The sequence below is a fragment of the Bradyrhizobium sp. WSM2254 genome, assembly GCF_000472645.1.
GTDB lineage: Bacteria > Pseudomonadota > Alphaproteobacteria > Rhizobiales > Xanthobacteraceae > Bradyrhizobium > Bradyrhizobium niftali.
Genome location: NZ_AXAB01000001.1, coordinates 158,786 through 172,334 on the forward strand (window position 1 = coordinate 158,786; position 13,549 = coordinate 172,334).

The window sequence follows — 13,549 nt, forward strand, 5'->3', positions numbered from 1 at the left end:
TTTCCAAGACGGCTAGCATGCGCTATCGGCAAGGGCCAGTCCGAAGCAACCCCACCGAAGGCCGCCGCAAAGGCGTGTTCCCATGAAGAAGCTTGCAATTCTCATCGTCGCTGCGCTGCTGCTCGCCACGCCCGCCGATGCTATCGTCGGTGGCGGCACGCCGCAGGCCGATGGCGTTGCGCGTGCCGTCGTCACCATCGTCGGCTCACGCGGCAATTTCTGCACCGGCAGCCTGATCGCGCCAAGACTCGTGCTCACGGTCGCCCACTGCGTGCAGCCCGGCGCGGACTACAAGATCGTCGATCGCGGCGCTGACGGCCAGCCGCAATTGCTGAACGTCCGCACCGTCGCGATCCATCCAAGCTTCAACATGCAGGCGATGCAGGCACATCGCGCCACCGCCGACGTGGCGCTGCTGCAACTGGAAATTCCACTCAAGGGAAAATCGACGGTGCCGGTCGGCATGCCGAATATTCCAATCCAGGTCGGCAACCGCTTCGTCATCGCCGGCATTGGCGTCACCGTGCGCGGTGACGGCAAGAGCGGCGGCGCGTCGCGCGTCGCGGGCCTCGTCGTCACCGGCCAGCCCGGAACGCTTCAGATTCGGCTGGTCGATCCCGTAACCAACGGTGTTCGCGACGGAATTGGCGCCTGCACCGGTGATTCCGGCGGTCCCGTGTTCGAGGACAAGCCGAATGGCGCCGTGCTCGTCGGCCTCATCAGCTGGTCCACAGGGCCGAACGGCGCCGCCGGTTGCGGCGGGCTGACCGGCGTCACGCCGCTCACGCTCTACCGCGACTGGATCTTGCAGACCGCGCGGAGCTGGGGTGCGGCGCTGTGATTTGACCGCAACTTGATCTGTGCCATGTTGAAGCGGAAGCGCGGCGGGTGATCATGCCTGTCGCGGAGGAAACGCGTCGCTCATCAAGGGCGGCCAAAAAGACAAGCAAGGCATAGAAGCAACAATGAATGTCGCTGTTCGCAGTCACGCCACGGCCAAACAGGCCTCTGAACATTTCGACGTGCTGATCGTCGGTGCCGGCATCTCCGGCATCGGCAGCGCCTATCATGTCACCAAGCAGCTTCCGGGCACAAGCTACGTGATCCTGGAGACGCAGGAGACGTTCGGCGGCACCTGGACCACGCATCGCTATCCCGGAATTCGCTCGGACAGCGACCTCCACACTTTCGGCTACAGCTTCAAGCCGTGGGTCGGGCCGCCGATCGCAACCGCCGAAGAAATCCTCGCCTACATGAACGAGGTGATCGAGGACAACGATATCGCCCGCCACATCCGCTACAAGCACAAGATCAACTCCGCGAGCTGGTCGAGCGAGCAGAATCTCTGGACCATCGAGGCGGTGACGACCGACACCGGCGAGCCCAAGACCTTCACCGCAAACTTCCTCTGGATGTGCCAGGGCTATTATCGCCATTCCGAGGGTTACACGCCCGAGTGGAAGGGCACGGACCGCTTCAAGGGCCGCATCGTCCACCCGCAGACCTGGCCTGACGATATCGACCTCACGAACAAGAAGGTGGTCGTGATCGGCTCGGGCGCGACGGCGGCGACGCTGGTGCCGAACATCGCCGACACATGCGCGCATGTGACCATGCTCCAGCGTTCGCCGACCTATTTCAGGCTCGGCCGCAACGCCATCGAGATCGCGGAGGAATTGCGCCGGCTCCAGGTCGACGAGGAATGGATCCACGAGATCGTCCGCCGCAAGATCCTGTTCGAGCAGGATGCGTTCACAAAGCTCTGCGTGTCGAAGCCCGAGCAGGTGAAGAAGGAACTGATCGGCCAGATCAGCGCGGTTCTTGGTCCGGATTACGACGTCGAGACGCACTTCACGCCGAGCTACCGGCCGTGGCGGCAGCGCATCGCCTTCGTGCCGGATGCCGACCTGTTCAAGGGCATCGCCAGCGGCAGGGCCTCCGTCGTCACCGACGAGATCGAATGCTTCGTCGAGAACGGCATCCAGCTCAAGTCGGGCAAGCTGCTCGAAGCCGATGTCATCGTGACCGCGACCGGCTTCAACCTTGCGGCGCTGGGCGACATTGCCTTCGAGATCGACGGCAAGCCGCTCGCCTTCGGCGACACCGTCACCTATCGCGGCATGATGTTCACGGGTGTGCCGAACATGGTCTGGGTGTTCGGCTATTTCCGCGCCAGCTGGACTTTGCGCGTCGACCTCGTCGCCGATTTCGTCTGCCGCCTGATGGGGCACATGAAGGCGAAGGGCAAAAAGAAGGTCGGGGTGCGCTTGCGACCCGAAGACCACAACATGCCGATCCTGCCCTGGATCGATCCGGAAAACTTCAATCCCGGCTACATGATGCGCAACATGAATCTGTTGCCCAAGCGCGGCGACAAGCCGGAATGGCAGCACAGCCAGGATTACTGGACCGAGAAGGACGAGATCCCGAAGACGGATCTGGACGACAAGGCGTTCGTTTACGGGTGAGGTGGGGCGTCCGTGCAAGGGGCGGCTAGCGATCGCCCAATATTCCGCTGTCGTCCCGGCGAAGGCCGGGACCCATACCGCGAGGTCTATCGATTGCGGATGGCGCTAATCCCGCACGACCAATCTTCGCCAAATCTCTCCCTGTGATTATGGGTCCCGGCCTTCGCCGGGACGACACCGTCTGTTGGGCATGCGGCGCCTCAACTCATTCACGCCGCAGCAACGAATTCCACTGTCGTCCCGGGGCGCGAAGCGAGTCCGGGACGACCACCGTTGGTTGGGTGAACGGCGTCTCAACTCATTCGCAGTACCGCTACGAATTCCGCCTTGTCGCGCTCGTCGCAATTGCGGCGGCCGCCGTCCGGTTCTCGACCCCCAGCTTCGAATAGATCTGCTCGAGATGCTTGTCGACCGTGCGCGGGCTCAATCCCAGGATCTGCGCGATGTCGCGGTTGGTCTTGCCCTTGCTGAGCCATGCCAGCACCTCGCCTTCGCGGGTGGTGAGTCCGAGCTCGCTGGTGAATTCGGGGGGCAGCGCCGAGCCGGACTCCTTGGACAGCCGCAGCAGGAACTCGTTGGGCGCGGTTTCGCCCATGTAATAGAACCGGAGCTGCGGATTGTCGGGCAAGGAAGCACCTTGCGACTTCGAGCTGCCCTTGCCCTTGGCCTGCTCCAGCCATTGCAGCAGTGATGGCGGCAGGGCGAAGTCGTCGGCCTGTGCGCCGTGGTGATCGGACAGCAGCTTCTGCGCCTGCGGGGTCGCCCAGAGGATGTTGCCCTGGCGGTTGACCGCGAACAGGAAGCGGCCGGAGACGTCGAGCGCGGCGCGCGCACTCTGCGTCAGGCGGGCGTTGCCGAGATGGACACGGATGCGCGCCAGCATCTCCTCGATCACGATCGGCTTGGTCACGTAGTCGACGCCGCCGGCGTCCAGCCCGCGCACGATATGCTCGGTCTCGGCAAGGCCGGTCATGAAGATCACGGGGATGTTGGCAAGGCCCGCATCGCGCTTGAGGCGGCGGCAGGTCTCGAAGCCGTCCATGCCGGGCATTACCGCATCGAGCAGCACGATGTCGGGCGTGATCTGGTCGACGATGCGCATCGCCGCTGCGCCGTCGAGTGCCACCATCACCGTCATGCCAGCGCCGTCGAGCGCGTCGGTGAGCAGCCGCAGCGTTTCGGGAGAGTCATCCACAACGAGCGCGACGTCGCGCTTCTTCGACTCAATGCTCATGCGCATGCAACGTCTTCAATGTGGCCATGTACTGGTCGAGATCGAAGCGGTCGACCAGCGATCGCATCTGGGCGACGAAGTCGGCATGCTCCGGATGCTCGCTGCCGATCTCGTCGAGCTTCAGCTGGATGCCCCTGACGTAGCCGATCTGGCCGAGTCCGATCAGCTCCTCGATGTGTCGCGCCGGCGGACGTGAGCCGCTCTCGGGCTGCCAGAACGGCACCGTGATCTCGTCCGGGCCGTACTGCCATTCGATCTTGAGCAACTGGCGGATCGTCTCCAGCAGCCGCGGAATGTCGATCGGCTTCATCAGATAGCCGTCGTGGAACGGCTGTGCCAGCGGCGTGCCGTGAGCCTCCAGCGCGCTCGCCGAGACCATCAGGATCCGGGCCTGGTGATGGCCGCTCGCGCGCAGCGTCTCCGCGACCGTCCAGCCGTCCATGCCGGGCATCGAGATGTCGAGCAGGAACAGATCGGGCCGGCAATGCTGCGCCAGCGCGAGGCAGCCCGGGCCGTCGGTGGCGCTGAGCAGGATGAAGCCGAGCGGCGTCAGCACCTCGCGCAGGAGGTCGCGATGAACGGGGTCGTCGTCGGTGATCAGGATCGTCTTGCGCGCGCCGTGATAGCCGGAGACCGGCGCTTCCACCGGCGCGATACGCTGGGGATTGGTGACCTCCGACAGCAGGATCTTGACCTTGAACGTGCTGCCGGTGCCGACCGTGCTCACGACCTTGATGTCGCCGCCCATGACGCCGGCGAGCAGCCGACTGATGGTCAGCCCGAGACCCGTTCCGGTCTGCGGCTGCGAGACGCCGAGGGCGCCGCGTTCGAACGGCGCGAAGATGCGTTCGAGATCGTCGCCCTGGATGCCGGGACCGGTGTCGATCACCTCGAACTCGGCAACGGGGCTGCGATAATGCACGACGAACTGCACGCTGCCGGCCTGGGTGAATTTGATCGCGTTGGAAAGCAGGTTGATCAGCACCTGGCGCAGCCGCTTCTCGTCGGCATAGACCACGATCGGCAAGTGGGCGGGACGCCTGAACACGAAGTCGATGCCCTTGGCGGCGGCCTGAAGCCGGAACATGCCGACGAGTTGGTCGAGGAATTCGCTGAGGCGCACCTCGTCGCGCGAGAGATACAGCCGTCCCGCCTCGATCTTGGAGATGTCCAGAATGCCGTCGATCAGGCCGGAGAGATGATCGGCGCTGCGGCGGACGACGCGGACCTGGTCGCGTGGCTTGGTGCTCAGCGTCGCATCCTGCTCGAGGAGCTGCGCATAGCCGCTGATCGCATTCAGCGGCGAGCGCAGCTCGTGGCTGAGGCCGACGACGTAGCGGCTCTTGGCGAGGTTGGCGGATTCGGCGACTTCCTTGGCGCGCTGGAGCTCGGCGTCGGTGCGCTTGTGCGCGTCGATCTCCTGGATCAGCAGCGTGGTCTGCCGCCGCGTCTCGGCCTCCGCGGCGCGGCGGCTCTGCTGCGCCAGCACGAACAGCCAGGCCACCACGCCGATGATGATGCTGAGCGAGAAGAACACCTTCCACAGCACGTCGGAGACGAGCATGTTCTCGCCGTGCACGCTCGCGGAGGTCTGGAGATAGATCAGCCCCAGCACGAGCGCGACGAGGCCCGCCGAGACCACGAACACACCGATGTAATGGCCGAGCTGCGAATTGATCCGCTGGTAGATCGGCTGCGGCAGGATCTTGCCGAGCGTCTCGGAGAACTGCGTCTGTGCGCGCGCATGCGGCTTGCAGAGGTCGTGGCAGCGGGCGTCGAGCGAACAGCACAGGGAGCAGATCGGCCCGGCGTAAGCGGGGCAGGAAGCCATGTCCTCCGGTTCGAACGAGTGCTCGCAGATGCAGCACTGGATCGCCTCGATGTTCTGCCAGCTCCGCTTCGGCTTGCGCGCGATGTAGTATTTGCCGCCGGTCGCCCATGCGATCAGCGGGGCGGCGATGAAGGCAGCCGCCAGCGCGATGAAGGCCGACAGCGCCTTCGCGGTCGGCCCGAACAGGCCGTAGAAGGCGCTGATGGAGAGAATGGTCGCGATCGTCATCGCGCCGACGCCGACCGGATTGATGTCGTAGAGATGCGCGCGCTTGAACTCGATCTGCTGCGGCCGCAAGCCAAGCGGCTTGTTGATGACGAGGTCGGCGACCAGGGCGCCGACCCAGGCGATCGCGACGTTGGAATAGAGCGCCAGCGTCTGCTCCAGCGCCTTGTAGACGCCGATCTCCATCAACAGCAGCGCCACGATCACGTTGAAGACCAGCCAGACCACGCGGCCGGGATGGCTGTGGGTCAGGCGCGAGAAGAAGTTCGACCAGGCGATCGACCCGGCATAGGCGTTGGTGACGTTGATCTTGACCTGCGACAGGATCACGAAGGTGCCGGTCAGCGCCAGCGCGAGGTCGGGCTGCGACAGCACGTATCGGAAGGCCTCGAGATACATATGCGCCGGCTCGGCGGCCTCTTCGGGTGGCACGCCGTGGCCGAGCGCGAAGAAGGCGAGGAACGAGCCCGCCAGAAGCTTCAGCGCGCCGAGCACGATCCAGCCGGGCCCCGCGCTCATCAGTGCGATCCACCAGGAGGTCCTGGAGGCGCGACGGTCGCGCGGCAGGAATCGCAGGAAGTCGACCTGCTCGCCGATCTGCGCCACGAGCGAGAACACGACCGAGGCCGCAACACCGAACAGCAGTAGATCGAAATGTCCGTTGAGGTCGCCGTGCTCGCCCGAGAACTTGCGCCACTCCGTAAAGGAGTGTGGGTTGTGCCAGGCGATCGCTGCAAACGGCATGATGTGGAGCACGATCCAGAGTGGCTGGGTCCAAAGCTGGAAGCGGCTGATCAGCGTGATGCCGTAGGCCACCAGCGGGATGATGACGACGGCGCTGATGAGATAGCCTATGGGGCGCGGAATCCCGAAGCACATCTCGAGCGCGGACGCCAGGATCACCGCTTCGATCGCAAAGAAGATGAAGGTGAAGGACGCGTAGATCAGCGAGGTGATGGTCGAGCCGATGTAGCCGAAACCAGCGCCGCGCGTCAGCAGGTCAATGTCGATGCCGCATTTGGCGGCATAATAGGCAATCGGCACGCCGCAGCAGAAAATGATGGTCGAAACCACGAGGATCGCGGCGGTGGCGTTGGTGACGCCGTAGTTCAGGGTGATGGTGCCGCCGATCGCCTCCATCGCCAGGAACGAGATCGCGCCCAGCGCGGTGTTGGCGACGCGGGCGGTGGACCAGCGGCGCGCGCTCTTGGCCGTGAAGCGCAGCGCGTAGTCTTCCAGCGTCTGGTTGGCGACCCATTGGTTGTACTGGCGCCTGACGCGGTCTATTCGCTGCCGCCCTGCCACTTAACCCCACTCCGATACGACCCGGATCCCTCGCAAAACCCGTACCAAAAGCCTACGTCGGCATTTTGCGGTGCAGTATACGCGATCTTGCGTATGCTTGCGCTGCACAAATTCGAGCCATCCTCACGGCACCAATCGCGTGTCCTCGAACAAAAGTGGGGTGCTCATGTCAGACGAAGCAAACAAGGGCCTGTTGTCGCCGCTCCGGCGCAAATTATTGATGGGAATGGCGGCCGTGCCGGCCATCACGATGCTGCCGCGGGCGTCTTTTGCGCAGGCCCCGGCGACCTCGGCGGTCAATACCACGGGTCTCGCAGTCACCGACACCGAGGTGACGGTCGGCATCCTGCATTCGGCGACCGGCACCATGGCCATCTCCGAGACCGGCTCGATCGAAGCTGAAAAGCTCGCCATCGAGCAGATCAACGCCATGGGCGGCGTGCTCGGCCGCAAGATCAAGTTCATCCAGGAAGACGGCGCCAGCGACTGGCCGACCTTCGCCGAAAAGGCCAAGAAGCTGCTCGTCAACGACAAGGTCGCGGCGATCATGGGCTGCTGGACCTCGGCCTCGCGCAAGGCCGTGCTCCCGGTCATGGAGCAGTACAACGGCATGCTCTACTACCCGACCTTCTACGAAGGCCTCGAGCAGTCCAAGAACGTCATCTACACCGGCCAGGAAGCGACCCAGCAGATCCTCGCGGGCCTGAACTGGATCGCGAAGGAGAAGGGCGCGAAGTCGTTCTTCTTCATCGGCTCCGACTACATCTGGCCGCGCACCTCGAACAAGATCGCGCGCAAGCACGTCGAGAACGTGCTGAAGGGCAAGGTCGTCGGCGAGGAGTATTATCCGCTCGGCAACACCCAGTTCAATTCGGTCATCAACAAGATCAAGCTCACCAAGCCCGACGTGATCTTCACCGACGTCGTCGGCGGTTCCAACGTCGCGTTCTACAAGCAGCTCAAGGCTGCCGGAATCGACCTCGCCAAGCAGCCGCTTTTGACGATCTCGGTGACCGAAGACGAAATCGACGGCATCGGCGGTGAGAACATCGCGGGCGCCTATGCCTGCATGAAGTACTTCCAGTCGCTCGACAACCCGAACAACAAGACCTTCGTGCCCGCGTTCAAGAAGCTGTGGGGCGAGAAGACCGTGATCGGAGACGTCACCCAGGCTGCCTATCTCGGCCCGTGGCTGTGGAAGTTGACGGTCGAGAAGGCCGGCTCCTTCGACGTCGACAAGATCGCGGCGGCTTCGCCGGGCGTGGAATTCAAGGGTGCTCCGGAAGGTTACGTGCGCATCCACGAAAATCATCACCTGTGGTCGAAGACCCGGGTGGGGCGCGCCAAGCTCGATGGCCAGTTCGAGCTGATCTACGAGACCGCCGATCTCGTCGAGCCGGATCCGTTCCCCAAGGGCTACCAGTAGGAAGGGCTACCGGTAGGAAGCGCTACCAGTAAGAGGCGCAGCCTCTGCCGCGGTCTCCCTCAAGGCAAAACCGCTCCCTGGCGTGGATCGCAAGTCCATGCCCAAGACCCCCGCGTCGCGAAGCTGCTCGCGACGCGGGACCCTTTCCCTGACGGAGGACATCGATGTTCGGCGACTACTCGATTGGCGACCTTGGCTCCATCTTCGTCATGCAGGGTTTTGCGGGACTGATCCTGTTCTCGGTCTACGTGCTGATGGCGCTCGGTCTTGCGATCATCTTCGGCCAGATGGGCGTCATCAACATGGCCCATGGCGAGTTCATGATCCTCGGGGCCTACGTCACCTGGATGACCTCCAATCTATTCCAGACCTACCTGCCGAACCTGTTCAGCGGCTACTTCTTCCTCGCGATGATCCTGGCCTTCGTCGCGTCCGGCGCGCTGGGCATGCTGGTGGAATGGGTGCTGATACGGCACCTCTACAAGCGCCCGCTCGATACGCTGCTCGCCACCTGGGGCCTCAGCCTGATGCTGCAGCAGGCCTATCGTTCCGTGTTCGGCGCGCGCGAGGTCGGCGTCGAGCTGCCGCAATGGATGCTCGGCTCGCTGCACGTGACCGACAGCATCGAGGTGCCGATCAACGGCGTCTTCGTGATGTGCCTCACCGTGCTGATCACCATCGGCGTCGCCTATGTCATGTACAAGTCGCGCTGGGGCCGCCAAGTCCGCGCCGTCGTGCAGAACCGCATCATGGCCGGCGCGGTGGGCATCAACACCGAAAAGGTCGATCGCTACACCTTCGGCCTCGGTTGCGGCATCGCCGGTGTCGCCGGCAGCGCCTTCACGATGATCGGCTCCACCGGGCCAACCTCTGGGCAGCTCTACATCGTCGATACGTTCCTGGTGGTCGTGTTCGGCGGTGCCGCCAGTTTGATCGGCACCATCGCCTCGGCCTTCTCGATCTCGCAGACGCAATCCACCCTCGAATTCTTCATGTCGGGCTCGATGGCGAAAGTGCTGACGTTGCTCGCGGTTGTCGGAATCCTGATGCTGCGGCCGCAAGGGCTGTTCGCCCTCAAGGTCCGCAAGTGAGAAACTGGGGCTGATGCAATGACCGACAATCGCTTCTTCAACCGATCGGAGTTCATCGGAATTCTGGTCCTCGCGGTCTTCCTGGTGGTGATCCTGCCGCTCACACTTGATGTCTTCAGGCTCAATCTGGTCGCGAAATACCTGACCTATGCCTTCGTCGCGCTGGGGCTGGTGATCTGCTGGGGCTATGGCGGCATTCTCAGCCTCGGTCAGGGCGTGTTCTTCGGGCTCGGCGGCTACTGCATGGCGATGTTTCTCAAGCTCGAGGCGTCGAGCGTGGAGAACACCAAGATCCAGTCGACGCCCGGCATTCCCGATTTCATGGACTGGAATCAGATCACCACGCTGCCGCTGTTCTGGAAGCCATTCAGCAGCCTCACCTTCACGATCGCCGCCATCGTTCTCGTGCCTGGCATCTTCGCTCTCATCATCGGCACCGCGATGTTCAAGCGCCGGGTCGGCGGCACCTACTTCGCCATCATCACCCAGGCGGTCGCGGCCATCCTCACCATCCTGATCGTGGGACAGCAGGGCTACACCGGCGGCATCAACGGCATGACCGACCTGCGGACGTTGAAGGGCTGGGACATCCGGCCTGATCACGCCAAGATCGTGCTGTACTTCTTCGAGGTCGGACTGCTGTTCGCCTGCATCATGATCGCGCAGTTCGTCCGTCACTCAAAGCTCGGGCGCATCCTGGTCGCGATGCGGGAGAAGGAGGACCGGGTCCGCTTCTCCGGCTACAGCGTCGCGAACTTCAAGATCTTCGCCTTTTGCATCGCCGCCGTGTTCGCTGCGATCGGCGGCGCCATGTTCGCGCTCAATGTCGGCTTCATGTCGCCGTCCTTCGTCGGCATCGTGCCGTCGATCGAGATGGTGATCTACACCGCGGTCGGCGGCCGGCTCTCGATCCTCGGCGCGGTCTACGGCACGCTGCTGGTCAACTTCGCCAAGACCAGCCTGTCGGAAACCTTTCCCGAATTGTGGCTGTTCGGTCTTGGCGGATTGTTCATCGCCGTGGTCCTGGCCTTCCCGAACGGTCTCGCTGGGATCTGGGGCGACTACGTGCAGCCGCGCATCGATCGCCTGATCTCGTCGCGCAAACCGAAACGTGACGGCTGGACCGACAGTTCGGTCGCCGACGGCGCCCCGGCAGAGTGAGGAGATCATTCATGCTCGTAGGTCACCACGATGCCGATGCCATGCTGGCAGTGAGGAGATAGGTCATGCTCGTCGGTCATCAGCCCAAGGAATTCCTGCTCGCCGTCGAAGCGCTGACCGTCTCGTTCGACGGCTTCAAGGCGGTCAACGATCTCTCCTTCTATGTCGACGAGAACGAGATCCGCGTCATCATCGGCCCCAACGGTGCCGGCAAGACCACCGTGCTCGACCTGATCTGCGGCAAGACCAAGGCAACGTCGGGCTCGATCCAGTTCCGTGGCAAGGAGCTGACGCGGATGAAGGAAAACGAGATCGTCAAGACCGGCGTCGGCCGCAAATTCCAGAACCCCTCGATCTACGACGATCTCACGGTGTTCGAGAATCTCGAGATCTCGTATCCGCGCGGCCGCTCGGTGTTCGGCGCACTGACCTTCACCCGCGACGCCGCCGTGCGCGACCGGGTGCACGAGGTCGCCGAGATGATCTTCCTGAAGGACCGGCTCAACGTGAACGCCGATCTGCTCAGTCACGGCCAGAAGCAATGGCTCGAGATCGGCATGCTGCTGATCCAGGACCCCGACCTCTTGATGCTGGACGAACCCGTCGCCGGCATGAGCGTGTCCGAGCGCGCCAAGACCGCCGAGCTTCTCAACCGCATCATCAAGAACCGTTCGGTGCTGGTGATCGAGCACGACATGAAGTTCGTCGAGGACATCGCGCACAAGGTCACCGTGCTCCACCAGGGCCAGATCCTCTCCGAGGGCACCATGGAGAAGGTGAAGAACGATCCCAAGGTCGTTGAAGTCTATCTCGGTCACTAGGAGCGCGATGATGCTGGCAATTTCCGATCTTCACGTTGCCTACGGCCAGAGCGAGGTGCTGCACGGGCTCAACGTCAGGGTCGCGCCGAACGAGATCGTCGCGATCATGGGCCGCAACGGCATGGGCAAGACCACGCTGATGAAATCGCTGATGGGCATCCTGCCCGCCAAGAGTGGCTCGGTGACCATGGACGGCGCCGAGCTCGGTGGCCTGCCGAGCTACGAGCGGGTGGCCAAGGGCCTCGCCTATGTGCCGCAGGGCCGCATGATCTTCTCCACCATGACGGTGAAGGAGAACATCGAGACCGGCCTCGTCGTCTCCGGCGGGACCGAGGTGCCTGAAGACATCTACGAACTATTCCCGGTGCTGCTGGAGATGAAGGGCCGCCGCGGCGGCAATCTCTCCGGCGGCCAGCAGCAGCAGCTCGCGATCGCGCGCGCACTCGCGACCAAGCCGAAGGTGCTGCTGCTGGATGAGCCGACCGAGGGCATCCAGCCTTCGATCATCAAGGACATGGCGCGCACCCTGAAGCGCATCCGCGACGAGAAGGGCCTGTCGATCGTCGTGTCCGAGCAGGTCCTGAGCTTCGCACTCGATATCGCCGACCGTGTGCTGGTCATCGAGAACGGCGAGATCGTCCGTGACGATCCGCGCGACAGCGTCGATGCCGCGCAGGTCTCCAAATATCTGTCCGTCTAACCAACCGTGTGAAAGGGGAGCATCTCGATGCCAGAGACACTGATCAAGGTCGATCTCACCAAGTCGGCTTACGAAAATGACATGGTGCATAACCGCTGGCACCCCGACATTCCGATCGTGGCCTGGGTCAATCCCGGCGACGATTTCATCATCGAGACCTATGACTGGACCGGCGGCTTCATCAAGAACAACGATTCCGCCGACGACGTGCGCGACATCGACCTCTCGATCGTGCACTTCCTCTCCGGTCCGATCGGCGTCAAGGGCGCCGAGCCCGGCGATCTCCTCGTCGTCGACCTGCTCGATGTCGGCCCGATGAAGGAGAGCCTTTGGGGTTTCAACGGCTTCTTCTCCAAGCAGAACGGCGGCGGCTTCCTCACCGACCATTTCCCGCTGGCGCAGAAGTCGATCTGGGACATCAAGGGCCTCTACACCTCGTCGCGCCACGTGCCCGGCGTGAATTTTGCCGGCCTGATCCATCCCGGCCTGATCGGCTGTCTGCCCGATCCGAAGATGCTGGACATGTGGAACAAGCGCGAGGCCGAGCTGATCTCGACAAATCCGACCCGCGTGCCAGGCCTCGCCAACCCGCCGTTCGCGCCGACCGCCCATGGCGGCCGCGCCAAGGGTGACGTCAAGGCCAAGATCGGCGCCGAAGGCGCGCGCACCGTGCCGCCGCGCGAGCATGGCGGCAATTGCGACATCAAGGACCTGTCGCGCGGATCGAAGATCTACTTCCCGGTCTATGTGCCCGGCGCCGGTCTGTCGATGGGTGACCTGCACTTCAGCCAGGGCGACGGCGAGATCACCTTCTGCGGCGCGATCGAGATGGCCGGCTGGCTGCATCTGAAGGTCGAGGTGATCAAGGACGGGATGGCGAAATACGGCATCAAGAATCCGATCTTCAAGCCGTCGCCGATCACGCCGAACTACAAGGACTATCTGATCTTCGAAGGCATCTCGGTGGATGAAGCCGGCAAGCAGCACTATCTCGACGTCCACATCGCCTATCGCCAGGCCTGCCTCAACGCCATCGAGTATCTGAAGAAGTTCGGCTACTCCGGCGCGCAGGCCTACTCGATCCTCGGCACCGCGCCGTGCCAGGGCCACATCTCCGGCGTGGTCGACGTGCCCAACGCCTGCGCCACGCTGTGGCTGCCGACGGAGATCTTCGACTTCGACGTGATGCCGTCGGCGGCCGGACCCATCAAGCACATCACGGGCGATATCCAGATGCCGATCTCGCCGGACAAATGACACTGCCCTCCCTCTCCCCGTTCTTACGGG

10 protein-coding genes are annotated in these 13,549 nt (G+C 63.3%); 8 read left to right on the plus strand and 2 right to left on the minus strand.

Features of this window, described 5'->3' with window-relative positions:
* The first annotated feature begins 82 nt into the window (after window positions 1-82).
* Window positions 83-841: a trypsin-like serine protease gene (locus A3M7_RS0100745; RefSeq protein ID WP_027542190.1), complete on the plus strand. Its 759-nt coding sequence runs from the start codon at window positions 83-85 to the stop codon at window positions 839-841.
* 124 nt (window positions 842-965) lie between these two features.
* On the plus strand, window positions 966-2,468 hold the full coding sequence (locus A3M7_RS0100750; RefSeq protein WP_027542191.1) for an NAD(P)/FAD-dependent oxidoreductase: 1,503 nt from the start codon (window positions 966-968) through the stop codon (window positions 2,466-2,468).
* Between the two features lie 313 nt (window positions 2,469-2,781).
* Here the strand turns inward: A3M7_RS0100750 and A3M7_RS0100755 are convergent, their stop codons facing one another.
* Both A3M7_RS0100755 and A3M7_RS0100760 read right to left on the minus strand, forming a co-directional pair.
* Entirely contained in the window at window positions 2,782-3,708 is a 927-nt protein-coding gene (locus tag A3M7_RS0100755; RefSeq protein ID WP_371089821.1) for a response regulator, read from the minus strand.
* Complete coding sequence (locus A3M7_RS0100760) at window positions 3,692-7,063, minus strand: ATP-binding protein (RefSeq protein WP_027542193.1); 3,372 nt, start codon at window positions 7,061-7,063, stop codon at window positions 3,692-3,694. Before A3M7_RS0100760 ends, A3M7_RS0100755 begins: the two co-directional genes overlap by 17 nt.
* Before the next feature lie 166 nt (window positions 7,064-7,229).
* Here A3M7_RS0100760 and urtA point away from each other — a divergent pair, with 166 nt between their 5' ends.
* The 6 genes from urtA to fmdA all read left to right on the plus strand — a co-directional run bounded on the left by urtA (window position 7,230) and on the right by fmdA (window position 13,519).
* Window positions 7,230-8,489, plus strand: coding sequence for an urea ABC transporter substrate-binding protein (urtA, locus tag A3M7_RS0100765; RefSeq protein WP_027542194.1), 1,260 nt, complete (start codon window positions 7,230-7,232; stop codon window positions 8,487-8,489).
* 164 nt (window positions 8,490-8,653) lie between these two features.
* On the plus strand, window positions 8,654-9,580 hold the full coding sequence (urtB, locus tag A3M7_RS0100770; protein WP_027542195.1) for an urea ABC transporter permease subunit UrtB: 927 nt from the start codon (window positions 8,654-8,656) through the stop codon (window positions 9,578-9,580).
* 18 nt (window positions 9,581-9,598) lie between these two features.
* Window positions 9,599-10,741: an urea ABC transporter permease subunit UrtC gene (gene urtC / locus A3M7_RS0100775; protein ID WP_027542196.1), complete on the plus strand. Its 1,143-nt coding sequence runs from the start codon at window positions 9,599-9,601 to the stop codon at window positions 10,739-10,741.
* A 65-nt stretch (window positions 10,742-10,806) separates the two neighbouring features.
* The gene (gene urtD / locus A3M7_RS0100780; protein WP_011083791.1) at window positions 10,807-11,562 is read left to right on the plus strand and encodes an urea ABC transporter ATP-binding protein UrtD; all 756 of its coding nucleotides are present in this window, start codon (window positions 10,807-10,809) and stop codon (window positions 11,560-11,562) included.
* 10 nt (window positions 11,563-11,572) lie between these two features.
* A complete protein-coding gene (gene urtE, locus A3M7_RS0100785; protein WP_027542197.1) occupies window positions 11,573-12,262 on the plus strand; it encodes an urea ABC transporter ATP-binding subunit UrtE in 690 nt (229 codons plus the stop codon).
* 27 nt (window positions 12,263-12,289) lie between these two features.
* Window positions 12,290-13,519 (plus strand): formamidase, encoded by a 1,230-nt coding sequence (fmdA, locus tag A3M7_RS0100790; RefSeq protein WP_027542198.1) that lies wholly within the window; start codon window positions 12,290-12,292, stop codon window positions 13,517-13,519.
* Window positions 13,520-13,549: the final 30 nt, after the last annotated feature.

Excerpts from the sequence above, each read along its gene's own strand:
- A3M7_RS0100745 (WP_027542190.1), top strand. The coding sequence starts at position 83 with ATGAAGAAGCTTGCAATTCTCATCGTCGCTGCGCTGCTGCTCGCCACG.
- A3M7_RS0100750 (WP_027542191.1), top strand. The coding sequence starts at position 966 with ATGAATGTCGCTGTTCGCAGTCACGCCACGGCCAAACAGGCCTCTGAA.
- A3M7_RS0100755 (WP_371089821.1), bottom strand. The coding sequence starts at position 3,708 with ATGCGCATGAGCATTGAGTCGAAGAAGCGCGACGTCGCGCTCGTTGTG.
- urtA (WP_027542194.1), top strand. The coding sequence starts at position 7,230 with ATGTCAGACGAAGCAAACAAGGGCCTGTTGTCGCCGCTCCGGCGCAAA.
- urtB (WP_027542195.1), top strand. The coding sequence starts at position 8,654 with ATGTTCGGCGACTACTCGATTGGCGACCTTGGCTCCATCTTCGTCATG.
- urtC (WP_027542196.1), top strand. The coding sequence starts at position 9,599 with ATGACCGACAATCGCTTCTTCAACCGATCGGAGTTCATCGGAATTCTG.
- urtD (WP_011083791.1), top strand. The coding sequence starts at position 10,807 with ATGCTCGTCGGTCATCAGCCCAAGGAATTCCTGCTCGCCGTCGAAGCG.
- urtE (WP_027542197.1), top strand. The coding sequence starts at position 11,573 with ATGCTGGCAATTTCCGATCTTCACGTTGCCTACGGCCAGAGCGAGGTG.
- fmdA (WP_027542198.1), top strand. The coding sequence starts at position 12,290 with ATGCCAGAGACACTGATCAAGGTCGATCTCACCAAGTCGGCTTACGAA.